This window comes from Gaoshiqia sp. US2 (assembly GCF_059705485.1).
The window spans coordinates 5,862,607-5,881,083 of record NZ_AP048550.1 but is presented as its reverse complement, the minus strand read 5'-3'; the positions used below and the strand labels follow the sequence as shown (position 1 = coordinate 5,881,083).

9 protein-coding genes are annotated in these 18,477 nt (G+C 48.8%); all 9 read left to right on the top strand.

Annotated features, from left to right (window positions below):
- The 9 genes from AC6H3C_RS23575 (at position 1) to AC6H3C_RS23535 (ending at position 18,441) form a co-directional block, all read left to right on the top strand.
- Positions 1-3,243: a SusC/RagA family TonB-linked outer membrane protein gene (locus tag AC6H3C_RS23575; RefSeq protein ID WP_497518101.1), complete on the top strand. Its 3,243-nt coding sequence runs from the start codon at positions 1-3 to the stop codon at positions 3,241-3,243.
- Between the two features lie 15 nt (positions 3,244-3,258).
- Entirely contained in the window at positions 3,259-4,797 is a 1,539-nt protein-coding gene (locus AC6H3C_RS23570) for a RagB/SusD family nutrient uptake outer membrane protein (protein ID WP_497518099.1), read from the top strand.
- A gap of 14 nt (positions 4,798-4,811) precedes the next feature.
- On the top strand, positions 4,812-6,497 hold the full coding sequence (locus AC6H3C_RS23565) for a fasciclin domain-containing protein (RefSeq protein ID WP_497518098.1): 1,686 nt from the start codon (positions 4,812-4,814) through the stop codon (positions 6,495-6,497).
- Between the two features lie 11 nt (positions 6,498-6,508).
- On the top strand, positions 6,509-8,218 hold the full coding sequence (locus AC6H3C_RS23560) for a hypothetical protein (RefSeq protein WP_497518097.1): 1,710 nt from the start codon (positions 6,509-6,511) through the stop codon (positions 8,216-8,218).
- Between the two features lie 20 nt (positions 8,219-8,238).
- A complete protein-coding gene (locus AC6H3C_RS23555; protein WP_497518096.1) occupies positions 8,239-11,343 on the top strand; it encodes a SusC/RagA family TonB-linked outer membrane protein in 3,105 nt (1,034 codons plus the stop codon).
- Between the two features lie 5 nt (positions 11,344-11,348).
- Entirely contained in the window at positions 11,349-13,013 is a 1,665-nt protein-coding gene (locus AC6H3C_RS23550) for a hypothetical protein (RefSeq protein WP_497518094.1), read from the top strand.
- Positions 13,014-13,217: 204 nt separating this feature from the next.
- A complete protein-coding gene (locus AC6H3C_RS23545; RefSeq protein WP_497518093.1) occupies positions 13,218-14,492 on the top strand; it encodes a pectate lyase family protein in 1,275 nt (424 codons plus the stop codon).
- A 126-nt stretch (positions 14,493-14,618) separates the two neighbouring features.
- Positions 14,619-15,509: a tetratricopeptide repeat protein gene (locus AC6H3C_RS23540; protein WP_497518092.1), complete on the top strand. Its 891-nt coding sequence runs from the start codon at positions 14,619-14,621 to the stop codon at positions 15,507-15,509.
- Positions 15,510-15,594: 85 nt separating this feature from the next.
- Positions 15,595-18,441, top strand: coding sequence for a glycosyl hydrolase (locus AC6H3C_RS23535; RefSeq protein ID WP_497518090.1), 2,847 nt, complete (start codon positions 15,595-15,597; stop codon positions 18,439-18,441).
- Positions 18,442-18,477: the final 36 nt, after the last annotated feature.

Sequence of the window (18,477 nt, the reverse complement as noted above, 5' to 3'; positions counted from 1 at the left end):
ATGAATAAAATAAAATATTTCTTAATCCTTGTATTCCTCCTGAATGCGGGAACACTCCTGGCGCAGACTTCAGTCCTGACCGGGAAGGTGTTCGAGATGGTTGACGGGGCAAAGCTGCCGGTTCCCGGTGCCAACGTGGTTGTTGCCAACAGCCAGAACCGCTTCCTTACGGGGGTGGCCACCGGAATGAACGGCGAATACACCATCCGGATCCCCAATGAGCAAAACCTGAATATCATCTTCTCCTTTGTGGGGATGAAATCGGAAAAAGTACCTTATGCCAGGCAATCTTCTATCGACATCATATTAAAACCGGACGAGCAAGTGATGACTGAAGTGGTGGTTGAAGCCCGTCAGGTTGACCGGATTACCGGGATTACCGAGCGGGAGCAAACCGCGGCTACCCAGCGGGTGAAAATGGAAGAGATCATGGAATTCTCACCTGTAACTACGATCGAAGAAGCGATACAAGGTCAACTGGGCGGGGTGGACATCATCGCCGGAGGGGACCCGGGTGCCCGCAGTTCCATCCGAATCCGTGGTACCAGCACCCTAAATGCGAATGCCGAACCGTTGATCGTAATCGACGGAATCCCGTATTCAACCGATATTGATGAAGATTTCAACTTTGCCACAGCCAACGAAGAAGATTATGGACAATTGCTGAACATCTCGCCAACCGATATTGAATCGATTGAAGTCCTGAAAGATGCCGCTGCAACGGCCATCTGGGGCACTAAAGGGGGTAACGGGGTGCTGATGATTACCACCAAAAGGGGAACAAAAGGAAAAACCCGTTTCAGCTTCTCGTCCAAAGCAACTACCAAGTTCGAACCCGACCCCATCCCCATGCTTAGCGGAAACCAGTATGTGGCCCTGATGCAGGATGCCATCTGGAATACCGCCAACGCCAAAGGAATTCAGTCGTCGGCTACCTTACTGGAACTGTTGTATAATACACCCGAGATCAATTATAGCCCTAATTGGCGTTATTTCGACGAATACAATGTAAACACCAACTGGCTCGACGAAGTGCGCCGCACGGCTTTCACCAGCGACAACAACTTTGCCATGTCGGGCGGTGGCGATAAAGCTACTTACCGCTTTTCGCTGGGTTACCTCAACGAACAGGGAACAACGATTGGGACAGAGGTTGACCGCTTTACTTCGGCGCTGAATGTTTTCTACAACTTCTCATCCCGTTTACGGGTAGATGCCGACTTTACCTTTACTCAGACCGAAAAAGATGCCAATGTGTTGAGTGTTCGGTCTGAAGCCATGCGGAAGATGCCAAACAAAAGCCCTTACTGGATTGACGACCTGACCGGCGAACGCACAGATGTGTATTTCTCACGTCAAAATAAAGAAGAATTTCAGGGCGCTTTCGACGGAAAGAAGAACTACAACCCGGTGGCCATGGCCAGAGAAGGGTACAACACGACAGGGCAGCGTGAGTCGAAAATCACCTTTCGTTTAAATTATAACATCTCGGAGGTTCTCACTTACACCGGTTGGGCATCTATGAACATGCGGTCTGTGAAAAACCGGAAATTTCTCCCACAGGTGGCAACCGGGGTTACCGGCCTGAGCTCATATGCCAACCAAAGCACTGATAACCTGTCGGACAAGTTTGCCCTGCAAACCGAAAACAAGCTGATGATCCGCAAAAACTGGAACGATGAACATAACCTGATTGCAACTGCCCTGTTGCGCACTTCGCAAACCCAAAGCTCAAGCTACAGCAGTACCATTTCGGGCGCTGCCTCACCGGGTCTGTCCGATCCCATTACCGGGGGCGATGTAACCGGTATTGGTTCGGGGGCTTCCGAGGTGCGGAGTGTTTCGGGAATTACCAATTTTCACTACACGCTGAAGAACCGCTATATGCTATCGGGCACCCTGAATATGGAAGGAAACTCCAGTCTGGGAAACTCCGAACGTTGGGCTCTTTTTCCGGCGGTGGGTGTGGCCTGGCATGCTCAGGAAGAAGAGTTTATGCAAAACCTGACCTGGATTAATCAAGCCAAATTCCGTTTGAGCTATGGACTTAGCGGGAACTCACCCTCAGGGGCTGCGCCTTACATCGGATCATTTGAAGCCTTGGGTACCAATTATATGGGTATGGCTGCCATCGCCCCGGTAAAGATCCAACTCGATAACCTGAAATGGGAATCATCCGAGGAGTACAACTTGGGTACCGATTTCACATTTCTGAACTCGAGGATGAATGTGACCTTTGATTGGTATAACAAACGTACCAGCGACCTGCTGCAGAAAGATGTAAAAATACCGGCATCAACCGGTTTTGCCACCATCAAGTATTTCAACTCGGGCGAAATGACCAACAAAGGGGTTGAGTTTCGGGTAGATTATGAATTGTATAAGAATAAAGACTGGCGGATTTCGGTCAATGCAAATGTAAACCGGAATGTAAACAAAATAGTGAAACTGCCCGAAAACCTGAGCGAGGAGGCATATACTTTCAACAACGGTAACTATGCCCAGCGTTTGGAGGCTGGCGTTCCTGTTGGTTCATTCTTCGGTTACAAATACGAGGGGGTTTACCAGAATGTTGAAGAAACCTATGCCCGCGATGCCAATGGCAACCTGATGACCGATATGAACGGCGACTTTGTTGTGATGCAAAACGGCGACCTGAAGGTTTACCCCGGTGATGCCCGATACACCGACATCAACAACGACGGAGTAATTAACAAGTACGATATTGTGTATATCGGGAATGGAATGCCGGTGCTCACCGGTGGTGGCGGCTTCCAGGTAAAATTTAAAGGATGGACGCTGACCAGTTTCTTACATGGCCGTGCAGGGCAGAAAGTGATTAACGTGGCCCGAATGAACAGCGAAGCGATGTACGGAAGAGATAACCAAAGTACCGCTACTCTGAAACGTTGGCGCAACGAAGGCGATGATACCGATATTCCGAGGGCCCTTTATGACTACGGGTACAATTACCTGGGCTCCGACCGTTTTGTGGAGAATGCTTCGTACATCCGTTTGAAAACCATCTCGGTAAGCTATAATGTTCCCCGGAAAATATGTCAGAATTGGGGGATCAACAACCTCAATATTTTCCTCACCGGATACGACCTGTTCACCTGGACCAAATACACCGGACAGGATCCGGAGGTCTCGTTGCCGGGTTCAGCGTCCGGTTTGGTAAAGGATGAGTCTGACACGCCGGTATCCCGTCGTTTTGCCTGTGGTGTAAACATTAACTTCTAAAAGGGAGGAATAATTATGAAACGAAATACATCCATATCAGCCTTATTGTTAGCTTGGATCTTTTTGTTGAGCTCATGTAATGAATGGCTCACGGTGCTCCCGGAAAATGAACAAGTGAGTGATGAATACTGGACTTCGAAAGAGGAAGTGGAAGCGGTACTGGCTTCCGGTTATGTCTATTTGCGCGATGCAGCTCCCCGCCTGATTGACTGGGGTGAACTGCGCGGCGGAAGCGTTTATAACCAATACGGCAGTAACCTGCAAACTTTTCAGGTTAACCCCGATCAGGAGAACTTATGCAGCTGGGCTCCGCTTTATAAGGTCATTGGGATGGCCAACTCGGTGCTGGCCAATGCCGAAGCCGTGCAGCAGCGTGACGAAACCTTTGATCTGTCGGTGATGAACTCGCTGATGACCGAAGCTTATTTCCTTCGGGCGCTCAGCTACTTCTACATTGTCCGCAACTGGCGCGATGCTCCGCTGATTCTCGATCCCTACGAAACAGACAAGATCAGCTACGAAAAGGAAAAATCTTCAGAGGCTGAACTTATAGTACAGATTAAAGCTGACGTAAATGCCGCTTTGGGTACCGGCGCCGCCAAAACCACTTTTGATGAAGATTGGAAAACCAAAGGAAGGGCTACCAAGTGGGCGCTCCACGCCTTGATGGCCGATGTTTGCCTGTGGTCGGAAGATTACGGAGGCGCCATTTTGCACTGCAACGAAATACTGACGGCTACTTCATCGTTCCGTCCTGTTTTTGTAAGCGATCCGACCAAATGGTACGAAATGTACTACCCGGGCAACAGTAACGAGTCGATTTTTGAAATACAATGGAATCAAAGAACCTATAGCCAGTCGAACAACCTGGCCACTTTGTTCGGAAACAGTACGCCAACCTACCTTTATACAGAACGGATGCTGCAGGACTTTATTGAAGAAACCGTTCTTACCGGAGTCAACCAGGCTGTGAGAACTCTGTACGGAGGCTTTGTTCCCAGCACCTCGGCAGCCAATTACCAGAGCGCCGGTTATGGGTATGTGTGGAAATATTCGGGTATTGGTGTACAGGACCAGGTCAGGAATACGACTGACGAACAGGATCCGAACCTCATTGTTTACCGTGTGGCCGATATCATGCTGATGAAAGCCGAAGCCATGGTGCTGAATAGCGACCGGGAGGAAAGCTGGACCGTTGCGGTTGACCTGATCAACCAGATCCGCACCCGCTCCAGGCTTCCGGAGATCAACCCTGTATTGGGAGAAGTGAGCGAAGGGGATTTGCTGGAGCTGATCCTGCACGAACGGAACATGGAACTGGCCGCAGAGGGAAAACACTGGTACGACCTGCTGCGCTTCGGGAAACGGAATGGTTTCAAATATCGCGAACGTTTCCTTTTGAATATGGTGGTTGAATATAATAATACCGCGAACGATTCCTGGGTCCGCTCGGTATTGAATAACGATAACGCTCTTTATTTGCCCGTCTGGACTGACGAACTATTGAACAACAGACTGTTACAGCAGAATCCGTATTACGACATTGTAAAATGAAAAAGATGAAACACATGAATAGATATTTGACCATCTGTATGGCTTTGTTCTTCCTGTTCTCTTGCGAAGACCCGTACAAGGATAATACCTTCCAGGCCTACGATGTTTTTCCGACATCCGCATACCTGGATACACGCCCGGAGGATTTTTCGAAGTGGGTGGAGATTCTGCACTATGCCGATTTGTACAATGCCGTTAACCAGGCAAGTCAGACTTATACCTCGTTTGTTCCCGACAATCAGGGCGTACAGGCGTTTTATACCAGATTGGGCATTTCATCCATCGAAGATATGGGTAAGGAATATGCCCGCAACCTGGTACAGTACCATATGATCAATGGCGAAATTGCCCAGAAAGAGTTCCTGATTGGTGGAAAATTAACCAAGCCAACCGTTTCGGGGGATTACTTGTCTGTTTCCTTCGAAGATGATGGAGGTGGAGGCTTGAATTCGGTTTTTATAAATCAGGAAGCCCGGGTAACCGAGTTGGCCAACCCAACCACAAACGGTCTGGTTTATGTTCTCAACAGCGTACTCACTCCCTTGGTGGAAACCTTGTATGACCGGCTGGAAGAAAACAATCGCTATTCAATATTTAAAGATGCGGTTGAACTGTCGGGCTGGAAAAACCGTCTCGATACACCCTACGATACTATTTATTCTGATTTTGGCCGGGCTACTGCCATTAAACGTAATTTTACCCTGTTTGCCGTTAGCAACGAGGTCTTTGCCCAGTTGGGAGTAAATAACGTGAATGACCTGGTTAGCACGCTTGGAGCCGGTTCCGACTATACCAGCGACGATAATGCTTTGCGAAAATATATTGGTTATCACCTCCTCAGCCAAACCCAATATGTCGAAGACCTGTTCCCGTTTGGAACGGCCGACTCTACCATCATCTGGAGTACTCAGGCTATAAACGAGGTATTGTCGACCAATAGTGTTGACGGTAATTTCTATCTCAACTACACCCGGAACTCGGACACAGGAACTTCCCTGGTGGACGGAAAAACGGATATTCTGGCCAAAAACGGGATTATTCACGAAGTAAACAACCTGATGCCGGTTATTTCGCCCGATCCGATGACTGTAATTTGGGACTTATGCACCTTCCCCGATATTGAGTCGGTGGTGAATGCATACGGTGCTGCCAATAACCTGGGGGACTGCTATCAGCAATATCAAAGTGCCGAACACCAGATTGATCTGACCGGCGACGCAATAACCAGCTTCGAATGGAAAGCTTACTCGTCGGCAAGTACAGGTTCCTGGCGACGTATAGGCTACTTGCTTACCAAGGCTAACAGTGGCGCTACCGTGAACACCTATGGCGCTTACCTGAACGATATGTTGGTTGTTAACCTGGGCTATATGGGACATATGAAGATGCAAACCCCTGTGCTGCTGAAAGGAAAATACAAGGTGGAATTGTATTATGCCTGTGCCGGATCGCTCTCAGAATTCATCAACGGCGGTTCCAAATGTCAGTTTAGCCTCGACAATCAAAGTAAGGAAGTGTACGTGTATGATGGCGCCAAAGCTACGGTGGGCATCTATAACCTGACGATGTTCAGTGAAATTGGATTCGACACCACTTCATCTCATGACTTCAAGATTGTACTTCTGGATCCCAGGGCTACAACCAACAATGTGTACAGGCTTCAGCTTGACTACGTGAAATTCATTCCGATTTTTGAATAATACAGAGAAAGATGAAAAAAAGATATTTATTCATAATGGCAGTCCTGGCGTTTTTTCTGGCTGTGTCGTGCAGCGATAAGTGGAACGATCATTACTCCCGACAAGATGTCGTGGTAAACAGCGAAGTTGTTGAAGTAGTTGGCACCAGTGTGCAGGATTACATAAAATCCAACAGCGACCTCAGCACCATCTCCGGCTTATTTGCAGAACAGGGCGTTTATAATCGTATGGACGCTAAAAACCAGTTCTTTACCGTGCTGGTATATCCAAACGGGAGCCTGAGCGGAGTGACTATTGAAGACCCCGAATTTTTTGCCCTTACCAGCGTTTGCGATCTGGGTATGACCCCATCGAAACTTACCAACGGTTATTCGATCCAGATGTGGAACGGAAAATACCTGGATGTGACTGTGCTGACCGGTGTACTTGGCAGTGAAGTGTATATTGCCGGATCGAGGCTGAAAAGTGTAGTGCAGGCAAAAAACGGCTACATCTATGTCATGGAAGATCCCATTTTCGCGCTAAAATCCCTTTACGAAGTGTTGCAGGATTTGGGCGACGACTATTCAATATTCAAAGAACTGGTATTTAGTTTTGAAGAACGGGTATTCGACCGGGAGAACAGTATTCCGGTTGGAGTTGACCTTACCGGTAACACGGTGTACGACTCGGTATTTGTCACCAAAAATCTGTTGATGGACCGCTACGACTCAGGGGGTACGCTTACCTGGAATATGCGTTCGGAATATTTTTCGTCCACTATGTTAATTCCATCCAATGAACTGATCACCCAAGCGCTGGACAATGCTTACAACGATGTTCAGCAAGCGCTGGGTCGGAAACCAAATAGCGCCGATACCATCAAATTCCGGGAGTGGATCGTGAAATCGGTTTTCTATAGCCGGGCGCTGACTCCGGAAGAGCTGGACGGTGAAACGGATATTTATTCTGTCTCGGGTTATCAGGAGGGAGCTTCTGCATCTACTTCGGGAACACAGTGGAAACCGACTGTGCAGAAAGTGAATACGGCAAACTCGGTTCAGTTGAGTAATGGTGTAGCTTATTACGTTACCAAACTTAAAATTCCCAACAACGTGGTGATCTGGAGGATTAAAAATCGCTTTTATTATTGGGAAAACTGTGCTGCCGAAGAGAAAGAGCTGTACTTCAAATGGACCAACCTGCAAACTCCGGATATCTGGGACAACGGTGGTTTTGGTCCGTTAGGGCCCTGGCCTTTTGTCTCTTACAAAGTCTTGCGTGCATACCCAACGCCTGAGGCCGAGGCTAATAAATTGCCCGTAGCGCTTGAGGTTACGGGTATTAGCCTGAACGAAGACGGTACCGTATCGGTGGCTATGGTACCCCCGGGTGAGTATTACCTGCGCATGGGATTCCGCTCAGACAAGTATCCATTCCGCTTGGATATCTATTTCAATGATGAACTGGTGAAACAAACCCTTAATCCAAACATCCACTACGACCGTACTGCGATAGGTTACCCGGAAGGCTATGTGTGGAGGGATTGGTATGCTACCTCGAATCGGGCAAATTATTACGATTGCGATGGAGGGGAAATTGCCATTGTAACCGTTACCGGTACAGAGCCGCAGCCAATCAAAATCAAAATGGTGAGTAACGACATGACCCAGGGAACCGGGTCCCGAAACCGGTTGATCACCTATTGCTGGACCTTGCGGCCCACCACCAATAATTATTAATGGATTAAGGATAGTCGAATATGAGAAATATAAAATCAATACTGACAGTTTTGCTTGTCATCATTGCCTGTGGGCTGTCGGCGCAAAAAGTTATCGTGAAAGGGCGGATTACCGGCCCCGATAAACTTCCCGTGCAGAATGCCGTGGTTTCGGTAACGGGCGCCGAGCGTGCGGTGCAAACAAACGAATCCGGGGAATTTGAAATTGAAACGACCAACCCGGAAGGAATCATCACGATACTGGCCGAGGGATACTACGAAATGTCGCAACCCCTTCAGAACCGTACCACCGTTGAAATGGTGCTGGTTTCCGGTCAGAAATCAAAATACAACGAGGAAATAGTTTTACCCTTCCGCCAGGGAAATGAACGAATAAAGTTTGCAGCTTCCGACAATATTTCCAAAAAAGACCTGGGTGAAGGGATTTCTCTGGAAAGCGCCATGCAGGGAGAACTGGCCGGACTGCGTGTGGTGAACAAGGGGGGAATGCCCGGTGAAGGCGCCTACCTGAATCTGCGCGGGATCAAATCGTTGGTAAGCAACAATACGCCGCTGATTGTGGTCAACGGTGTACCCTACCTGACGGATACCGAAGATTCGCCGGTCATTGGTGGTTATTCCAGGGGCATCCTCAGCTCGTTCGATATCAATGACATTCAGAACATCACGGTGCTGAAAGGCGCCGATGCATCTATTTACGGCTCCATGGGCGCCAATGGTGTGATCCTGATCGAAACTGACGGGACTGCGTCGGATAACCTGGATACCCGGATCTCCTTTTCGGGCCAGTACGGACTGAACTGGAACAACAAAACCTTGCCGTTAATGGGAGTCGCCGACTATAAAGCATACCTTTCGGACGTGGGCATGACCTATTATGATGATATGCAGGAATTATTCGGCCGTTTCCCTTTTCTGAGGGACGATCCGAATTATTACTACAATTATCTGTACAACAATAACACCAACTGGCAGAAAGAAGTATATGCTCCCTCGGTGGTTAGCGATAATGTCCTTCGGGTGGAAGGAGGTGACGCGGTAGCCAAATACGATATCGCCCTGGGATACATGCGCAACGGAGGGGTGGTTGACAATACCAAGCAAGATCGTTACCACACGCAGATCAATACCAACATCATGATCAACCGGAAATTGGAGCTGCTCACTACCGTTGGGCTGGCGTACATGCAGGGCAAGTTCCAGGAACAAGGCTTGCTACCTATTACCAATCCGGTACTGATTGCTTATAACAAGTCTCCTTTGCTGAGTCCGTACAAAAAAGACGCAGACGGAAATATCCTGGACGAATACGATACCTTTCGTTTTGGTGTAAGTAACCCGGTAGCCATTGTCAATACGATGGATGCTACCAACAAGCAATACGATGTAAACCTGCGTTTGGGATTGACCTATACCTGGAATGAAAACCTGAAAATGACGGGTGTGATTGGTACGTATTACAATTACATTCAGGAAAACGTGTTTATCCCGGGCCGTACAACTCAGACCATTGTGCCGATGAATTACAACCTGGCTGAAAACTCGGTACGCACCGGTGTTGGCGAAACCAGGAATATGTTCTTCAACCTGAATGCCTACTATCAAAAAGTGTTCAGCGAGGTGCATGCGCTAAACTTATCGGCAGGGGTGCAATTGCTGACCACCAACCGCGAATATGATGCCGGATCGGGTTACAATACGGCCAGTGACTTTTACCGGACACTGGACTACGTGGAAAGCGGCAGCGCCACCTTTTATGGTTACATCAACGAGTGGAACTGGATGAACTTTTACGCTCACGGAGATTATACCTGGAACAGCTTGATTCAGGCTTCGGCAAATGTGGCCGTTGACGGTTCTTCGTCTTCAGGTCTGGATACTGACCGTTTTGGTATTTTCCCTTCGGCCGGAGTCACTTTCATGTCGAAAAACCTGAAAGGTTTGATGAACTCTTCGTTCCTGAACCGTTTGGATTTACGTGCCGAATATGGCCTCACCGGCAACAGCCGGTTCTCGGCCAACTACGCGAAAAACTATTACCACAGTGCCCCATTCCTGTCATTGTCGGGTATCGTTCGCTCAAACATCCCAAACACAGGTTTGGGCTGGGAACGCACCAAACAGTTTAATGCGGGCATCGACCTGACTGTGCTGCGCCACCGTTTTGATGTGTCGGTTGACTACTATTCTGCCAGATCAACCGATGTGCTCTTCCTGCAACCGATCTCCTCGGTTTTCGGATCAGAAGGGTACTACGATAACTCGGCCGGCATCGACAATGAGGGCATTGAGTTTTCGCTGCGCGCCTCGCTGCTCCAAAGTAAGGATTTTGAGTGGGTAGTGGGAGGTAATGTGGCCTCGGCTAAAACCAAAGTTGCTTCGCTGGGCGATCTGAACGAAAGTGTCATCACCCTGAGCGACGGCGCCCAGGTAATTACCCGCGTGGGAGAAAATCCGTACAATTTTTATGGTTTTGTGGCAGAAGGAGTGTTTTCTACTCAGGCCGAGGCCAGCACCGCAGGTTTGTCGAACTGGCGCGGCGATGCCTTTGCTGCCGGCGATGTGCGTTATGAAGATGTAAATGGCGACCATGTTATCGATAACAAAGACAAGCAACTGATTGGTTCGGCTACCCCCGATTTATTTGGTGGCTTATTCACTTCGGTGCGTTTTCGCAACTTCACCCTTTCGGCCGAATTCATTTACTCGGTGGGTAACGATGCCTATAACGGTGTACGCCGTTCAATTGAAAGCATGGACAGTTTCAACAACCAGTCGCGTGCAGCGATAAATCGCTGGCAGTTTGACGGACAGGTAACTGATGTGCCTCGCGCTTTCTATGGCGACCCGATGGAAAACAACGCTTTCTCTTCGCGTTGGATCGAAGATGCCTCGTACCTGAAGCTGAAAAATATCACCCTGGATTACCGCTTCGACAAAACCCTGCTCGGCTTCTTCCGCTCAGGAACGATTTATGCAACGGCCGAAAACCTGTTCACCTGGACCGATTACCTGGGCCTCGACCCCGAGTTCTCGTATTCATACCACGATGCTATCCAAGGTGTCGATTACGGAAAAGTGGTTCTCCCGCGTACGGTAAAATTTGGCTTTAACCTGAAATTCTAATTCTTATGAGACAAATACGTTTAACTATAATTTTCCGGATGAAATTCCTGTTGAAAACAGTATTTTCACTGGCTGTCCTATTCATGGTGGCCGGGTGTGACGATTATTTCGATACCAACCCGGACGATATCATTAATTCAGGCGACTACATCAGCACCCAAAGCGAAATGTACACGGGCTTTTTGGGAATCATTACCAAGATGCAGGAAGTGGGCGACCAGGCCATCTTCCTGACTGATACCCGTGCCAATTTCCTGGAACCGACAAGCAATGCTCCGCAGGAGTTGTGGGACATCTATTTTTACAATGATATCAGTAACAACTCTTTTGCCGATCCAAGAGGTTATTATGCAGTGATTATCGCTTGCAACGACTATTTTCACAAGATGTTTGAATACAAGGAACGAGTGGGTGATGCTATGGATGCCAGTACCGAGACCAATTTCGAGGCCATGATCAGCAGTGCGCTGCGGATTAAAGCCTGGGCCTACCTGACGCTGGGTAAAATTTACGGCGAAGCGGTTTATTTTGACGATCCGCTGACCGAAATGAAAGACCTGAACGACGGGAGTATCTTCACCGGTTTAAACTCACTAAATGCCGTGGTGGACAAGTGTTTTGATCTGATTGATAACGGGATTAACGGGATTGACGGTAAAAAAGTGATGAACTGGGGCCTTTGGCTCGATCCGGAAAACCCGACTGACGGGGCCTATAACGTGTGGAACTACATTACTCCCGACTATTTGAGTATGCGTGCCGAATTGTGTTTGATCAAAGGCGTTGAATACGAATGGGTTCGCGAGCAAATTCTTTCGCTGCTCAGTGAGGTTTTCCTTTCCGACGGGTATAAATTCCGGTTGAATGCAGGTTTTACTTCAAACTATTACCGTGTTTTTGCAGAGGGGAGCGCCTATAGCCGCGAGGCGATTACGTCGATCATTTATGACCATTCAAACAACCAAACCAACCGGTTGATTACCTATTTTGCCCGTCGTTATCCGGCAGAGTTCCTGTTGAAACCGACTACGCATGCCATGAGCAAATACAACAGCAACGATACGCGTGGTTATGGCACGTATTTTACCGTTCAGGACGGGGCCGATACGGTTATGACCAAATATCACAGTAATTTTCGTTGGAGACAACCTTACCAGAGCGATGCCAGTATCCCGCTTTTCCGCGCACACGACCTCCATTTTATGCTGGCTGAGGCCGAAAACCACCTGGGCAACTGGGACCCTGCAGGCGCCATTCTCACGGGCGGTATTGCCGGGCGTTTCACTACGCTGAGGGTAGATACCTCGCTGCCAGGCTGGGACTCACGTTACCAGCATTGGATCGACAATGCTTCGTATCCGAATATTGGCATACAGGGCTCTGTGCGGGCCACGCAAACCGTCTTGCCCAAACCCACCAACGACGGTTATGAGTTGACCGAAGAAGAACGTATCAAGTTGTATGATTTGGCTTTGCTCGATGAAATGATCATTGAATATGCAGCAGAAGGACGCGCCTACGGAATGATGATCCGGATGGCCAACCGTTACAACGACTGGTCGATTGTGGCCGACCGCGTGGTACCGAAATACCCCGAGTCGATACAGGAATCCATCCGCGCCAAAATTATGGCAGGAGAATATTTTGTGAACTACGACCTGGAGAAATAGATCATCTTCTCTTCAGGATTAAGCTGATTTGACGAGGCTGTATCAAAAGTCTTTAATCTTTGGGAATCTGGTCACCCCGAATTTATTTCGGGGCCTGTCATTCAACAGGTTGAGATCCTAATCCGGCAACTGCCGGACAGGATGACTCTATTAAAGACTTTTGATACAGCCTCGTCAAATTCATTTTAGTTAATCTGATTAAACATGACTTCATTCAAATTTGTGATTTTGTTTTTACTGACAAGTGTTTCTGTTTCCGCTCAGACTCCTGCTTTCCCCGGCGCTGAAGGTTTCGGAAAATATGCCCGTGGCGGCCGCGGCGGTGAAGTACATATCGTGACCAACCTGAACGATTCCGGTCCGGGTTCGTTGCGTGACGCGGTCAGCCAACCCAACCGGATGGTGGTTTTTGAGGTGGGCGGGGTTATACATCTGAAAGATCGCTTGATTTTCTCCGAGAACCTGACCATTGCCGGACAAACAGCACCGGGCGAGGGGATTACCCTGTGCGGTAACGGCCTGTCGTTTACCAACGCCAATAACCTCATTTGCCGCTACATCCGCGTGCGTACCGGCAAAGCTGCCGGCAAGGGCATCGACGCCATTACCATTTATCAGGGGCACAACATGATTTTCGACCACCTGTCGGTGTCGTGGGGCACCGACGAAAATTTTTCCATCAGCTCCATGAAAGTGGTAGACGGCCCGGTGAATGTGACCGTGCAAAATTCCATCATTGCGCAGGGCCTGCAACCTCATTCCTGCGGCGGACTGGTACAAACCGAAGGCGGCACCACGATGTTCCGTAACCTGTACATCGATAATTATACCCGCAACGTCAAAACGAAGGGGCGCAACCAGTTTGTAAACAATGTGGTGTATAACTGGGGCGGTGACGGCTACATCCTGGGAGGCGAGTCACAGTATAAATCAAATGCCGTAGTCACTGATAATTACTTTATTGCCGGGCCCGACACCAAAGGGAAGCCCTTTACCCGAGGGAATGAGAATTTTTCGATTTACGCGGCAAATAACTTATTTGACGATAACCTTAACGGTAAAGCCGATGGACAGGTACTGAAACGCGAGGCATACGGGGTGGTTAGCTGGCTGGAAACGCCTGTGAGTAACTTTCCCGAGCTGACGGCTGTGTCGGCCGGTCCTGCCTTAACCCAGGTTTTGCGGAACGCCGGCGCCAGTTTTCCCAAACGCGATGCGGTTGACCGTTTTCTGATGAAAGAGCTGGCCTCCTTCGGTAAAAAAGGGAAGATTATTCCCGACGAAAAAGAATTACCGGTGGGTATTACTACCAAACAATGGACACGTAGCCCGGCGTTGGATGCCGATCGAGACGGTATGCCCGACAAATGGGAACGGCGCATGGGACTTAATCCCGCAAACCCGGCCGATGCTGGCCAATACACCCTCGGCAAAGCTTACACCAACCTGGAAGTTTACCTGAACGGACTGGTAGAGTAAAACACTTCTTAATAACTAAATATTTGGAAAGAAAAACAGTTTATCGTGGAAATCCGTACAAAATTACTGCTGTATAAGCGCCTTTCTGCCGAAATTTGTAAAGCTGTTTTTTTAAACCAGATTGTAATGAGGAGAATGAAGAAGTTTTTCAGTCCATTGGCGATTTTGCTAAGTTTTATGACCGTTGCTTCTGCACAAACCGCCGAAGTTTTTAAGAGTGACGGAATCAGCGCCGAAACCCAGGAGCAATACGAAGCTGCAGCCAAAGCTTTTGAGGCTGCAGCCAAAGCTTTCAGGGAACAGCAAGTAATCGATACAATCAGCATCTACCGGGCCGGGGCCAATTATGTGCGCATCAAACAATACGAAAAGGCCATTCCCTTTTTACAGGAATGCGCCGAACTGAATTATAATGCGGGCCGTAGCCTGCGTCTGCTGTCCGATGCCTGGGAAGGGATGTCCGATGCTGCCAAAAGCGAATCGGTGTTGCTCGAAGGCAAAGAAAAATACCCGGACGAAGAGATTGAGTTTGATAAAAAACTGGCTTACCTGTATTTCAATACCGGGCAATACGAAAAGGCAGCCAATGCCTTCGAAACATTGAATTCAGCCTTTCCCGGAAATAAAAACTACTTGTACCTTCAAGGCTTTTCTTTGGAACGAATCAAAAAATACGACGAAGCCATTGCCCGGTTTGAGCAAATGCAGCAGCTTTTTCCCGATGATAACCAATCGAAAAAAATGCTGGGTATTACTTGTTTTGAACAAACCGATGAGATGAATGAAAAAGAGGTAAAGCGATACGGGGAGATGAAGGATGCCCGGCTGGAGGATTATCTTACAACAAAGAAAAGACTTGAGCGTATCAATGCAGGATATGAAAAGGCCCGTTTGATTCTGGAAGAATCACTGGTCGATTTTCCCGATGACAAACAGGTAATCAACTTTCTTTATCTCATCTATAAAAAGCAGTTTAAAGAAGATAAAGCTGCTCAAATGAAAGCCCGCCTGAAATAAAATGAATTAGTTTTACTCATCAAAATCCTGAATATACAAACCAGATGCTGCTTGTCACGTCATAGCGGCAAAAAACCTGAAACAAATGAGGTATAATCAAACTTTGAAACTCAGTCACTTCATCCTGTCGGTCATGCTTTTGGCCGGATTATATGCCTGCCAAAAACCACAAACGGTTGCCTGGCCCGAAATCACCCATGAAACCAAACCCTGGACGCGTTGGTGGTGGCACGGCAGCGCTGTGAGCCCCGCCGGCCTGACCACGAACATGGAAGAGTTGCAAAAAGCTGGTTTTGGAGGTGTAGAGATCACTCCCATTTATGATGTAAAAGGCTCTGAAGATTTGTCCATCAGTTTTCAGTCTGACGAGTGGATGAAGGTTTTTGAACATACCCTGAAGGAAGGACAACGCTTGGATTTGGGCATTGATCTGGCCAATGCTTCCGGCTGGCCTTTTGGCGGGCCGTGGATACAGGCCGAAGACGCTTGTAAAAATGTGCAATTCAAACAATTCAGCCTGAAAGAAGGGGAACGGCTGACAGAAAAGGTGGAATTTATCCAGCAACCCCTGGTCCGTGCTGTCGGAAAACAGGTGGATATTTCGGAAGTGAAATTCCCGGTCAGCAGTAATCCTGATTTGCAGGAACTGGCTCTCGACCAGGTACGTTTTGAAAAGCCGCTTCCCTTGCAAACCCTGATGGCCTACAGCGATGCCGGAGAAATTCTGGAGCTGACCGACCGGGTTGCCGCCGAGGGAACACTGGATTGGACCGCGCCTGCCGGTAACTGGAAACTATACGCGGTGTTCCAGGGCTGGCACGGCAAGATGGTGGAACGTGCCGGTACGGGTGGCGAAGGAAACGTGATCGACCATTTTTCGGAAACAGCTGCCCGCAGGTTTCTGAAAGATTTTGACGACAAAGCAATCCAAATTGACCTCACCGGGCTGCGTGCCTTTTTTAACGACTCGTACGAAGTGGACGATGCCCAGGGAGAATCGAACTGGACGCCGTTGTTTTTCGAAGAGTTTGAGGCCCGCCGCGGGTACAATCTGAAACATCACTTATCTTCACTGATCGGTAATGGTTCCGAAGAATTGAACAGCCGGGTACTGTGCGATTTCCGTGAAACCATCTCCGATCTGCTGCTCGACCGGTTCACGGTGGTTTGGGCCGACTGGGCCAAAACCCACGGAGCAACGATCCGCAACCAGGCTCACGGTTCGCCGGCCAATATTCTCGATTTGTACGAGGCCAGCGACATTCCCGAAACCGAAGGTACACAACCTATGCGTATTAAAATGGCAACTTCGGCAGGCCATGTCTCAGGCAAACCGCTCATTGCCTGCGAGGCCGCTACCTGGCTCAACGAGCATTTCTTGTCGGATTTGGGAGATGCCAAACAAAATTTCGACCGCTACCTGGCTCACGGGGTAAACCATATTGTGTATCACGGCACACCGTATTCGCCGCAGGACGAAGCCTGGCCCGGCTGGTTGTTTTATGCCTCGGTGCATTTTGGGGCAACCAACTCGTGGTGGGACGACCTGAAAGCGCTGAACGACTATGTGGCCAACTGCCAGTCGTTTATGCAAAAATCGATTCCAGACAACGACCTGTTGCTGTATTTCCCCATTTACGACAGCTGGTCGGAGAAAGGACGCAGCATGCTGAAACATTTTGGCGGTCCGCACGAGCCCGTCACCGAAAAGATCAGCCACGAGTTGCTCGCAAAAGGATATTCATTCGATTATATCTCGGACAAACAGATCCAAAAACTGACGGTGGAAAATAACCGGGTGAAAGCGCCTGGCGCTACCTACAAAACCATCCTGGTGCCTCGCTGCGAATACATGCCGCTTGAGACGCTCCAAAAACTGGCGGACCTGGCCAAAGCGGGAGCAACGGTCATTTTCCACGAAAAACTTCCAGTGGATGTGCCTGGCCTGGCTGAGCTGGAAACCCGCCAGCAGGCATTTGACGATCTGAAACAATCGTTTGCCTTCGAATCCAAAGGGCAACTGCTTGCCTGTGAAACTAAAAACGGACGATTACTGATGAGCAATGATGTGGATGCGCTGTTAACCCAGGTTAATGTGTTTCCCGAAGAAGCCGCTCAGCTTGGCTTATGGTTTAACCGGGTGAAGCGTAACGAAGGTACCTGTTATTTTTTGACTAATTGGAGTGATCAACAGGTTGATCAATGGGTCACGGTTCAATCAAGTGGAAAACAAGCTGCCTGGTTCAACCCGATGAACCGAACCATGGGAAAGGCCCGCTCGCAAAAAAACGGTACAAACCAGTCGAAAGTGTATGTGCAACTGGCTCCGGGAGAAACGCTGATCCTTCAATGGTATCCGTATGAAATTAAAGGAGACGAATACCCGGTTTGGAGTTTATCCGAAACAAAAATACCTCTGGCGGGTAACTGGACCGTGTCGTTTTTGAAAGGCGGGCCAACTTTGCCCGAAGCTTTTCAGACAAGCGAACTGAAATCGTGGCCCGAAGTGTCGGATGAATTGGCCAGATTCTCGGGAACAGCAGCTTACAAAACGACATTTAAGAAGCCCGAAGTGCAGGCCCCGGCTTATCGGTTAGATTTGGGTGAGGTGGAGGTTGCTGCTGTCGTTTATCTGAACGGTGAAAAGTTGGGAATGCTGGTGGGACCAAGCTATCAGTTGACCCTGGATGCAGCCCTTTTGCAGGAATCCAACGAGTTGGAAATCCAGGTATCGAACCTGATGGCCAACCGCATCATCGATATGGATAAAAAGGGGGTGAACTACAAGAAATTCTATAACATCAACTTTGCGGCCAGCAAACGCGAAAACCTGGGAGAAGACGGGCTGTTCACGGCTGCCCGTTGGGAGCCGCTGCCATCCGGTTTGTTGGGGCCGGTCAGTTTAACGCCGCTTCAGCTAAAAACCCCATGATAACTTATAAATCAGTAGTTTGACTTGACGTCAGCA

Excerpts from the sequence above, each read along its gene's own strand:
- AC6H3C_RS23570 (WP_497518099.1), top strand. The coding sequence starts at position 3,259 with ATGAAACGAAATACATCCATATCAGCCTTATTGTTAGCTTGGATCTTT.
- AC6H3C_RS23545 (WP_497518093.1), top strand. The coding sequence starts at position 13,218 with ATGACTTCATTCAAATTTGTGATTTTGTTTTTACTGACAAGTGTTTCT.
- AC6H3C_RS23535 (WP_497518090.1), top strand. The coding sequence starts at position 15,595 with ATGAGGTATAATCAAACTTTGAAACTCAGTCACTTCATCCTGTCGGTC.
- AC6H3C_RS23550 (WP_497518094.1), top strand. The coding sequence starts at position 11,349 with ATGAGACAAATACGTTTAACTATAATTTTCCGGATGAAATTCCTGTTG.
- AC6H3C_RS23555 (WP_497518096.1), top strand. The coding sequence starts at position 8,239 with ATGAGAAATATAAAATCAATACTGACAGTTTTGCTTGTCATCATTGCC.
- AC6H3C_RS23575 (WP_497518101.1), top strand. The coding sequence starts at position 1 with ATGAATAAAATAAAATATTTCTTAATCCTTGTATTCCTCCTGAATGCG.
- AC6H3C_RS23565 (WP_497518098.1), top strand. The coding sequence starts at position 4,812 with ATGAATAGATATTTGACCATCTGTATGGCTTTGTTCTTCCTGTTCTCT.
- AC6H3C_RS23560 (WP_497518097.1), top strand. The coding sequence starts at position 6,509 with ATGAAAAAAAGATATTTATTCATAATGGCAGTCCTGGCGTTTTTTCTG.
- AC6H3C_RS23540 (WP_497518092.1), top strand. The coding sequence starts at position 14,619 with ATGAGGAGAATGAAGAAGTTTTTCAGTCCATTGGCGATTTTGCTAAGT.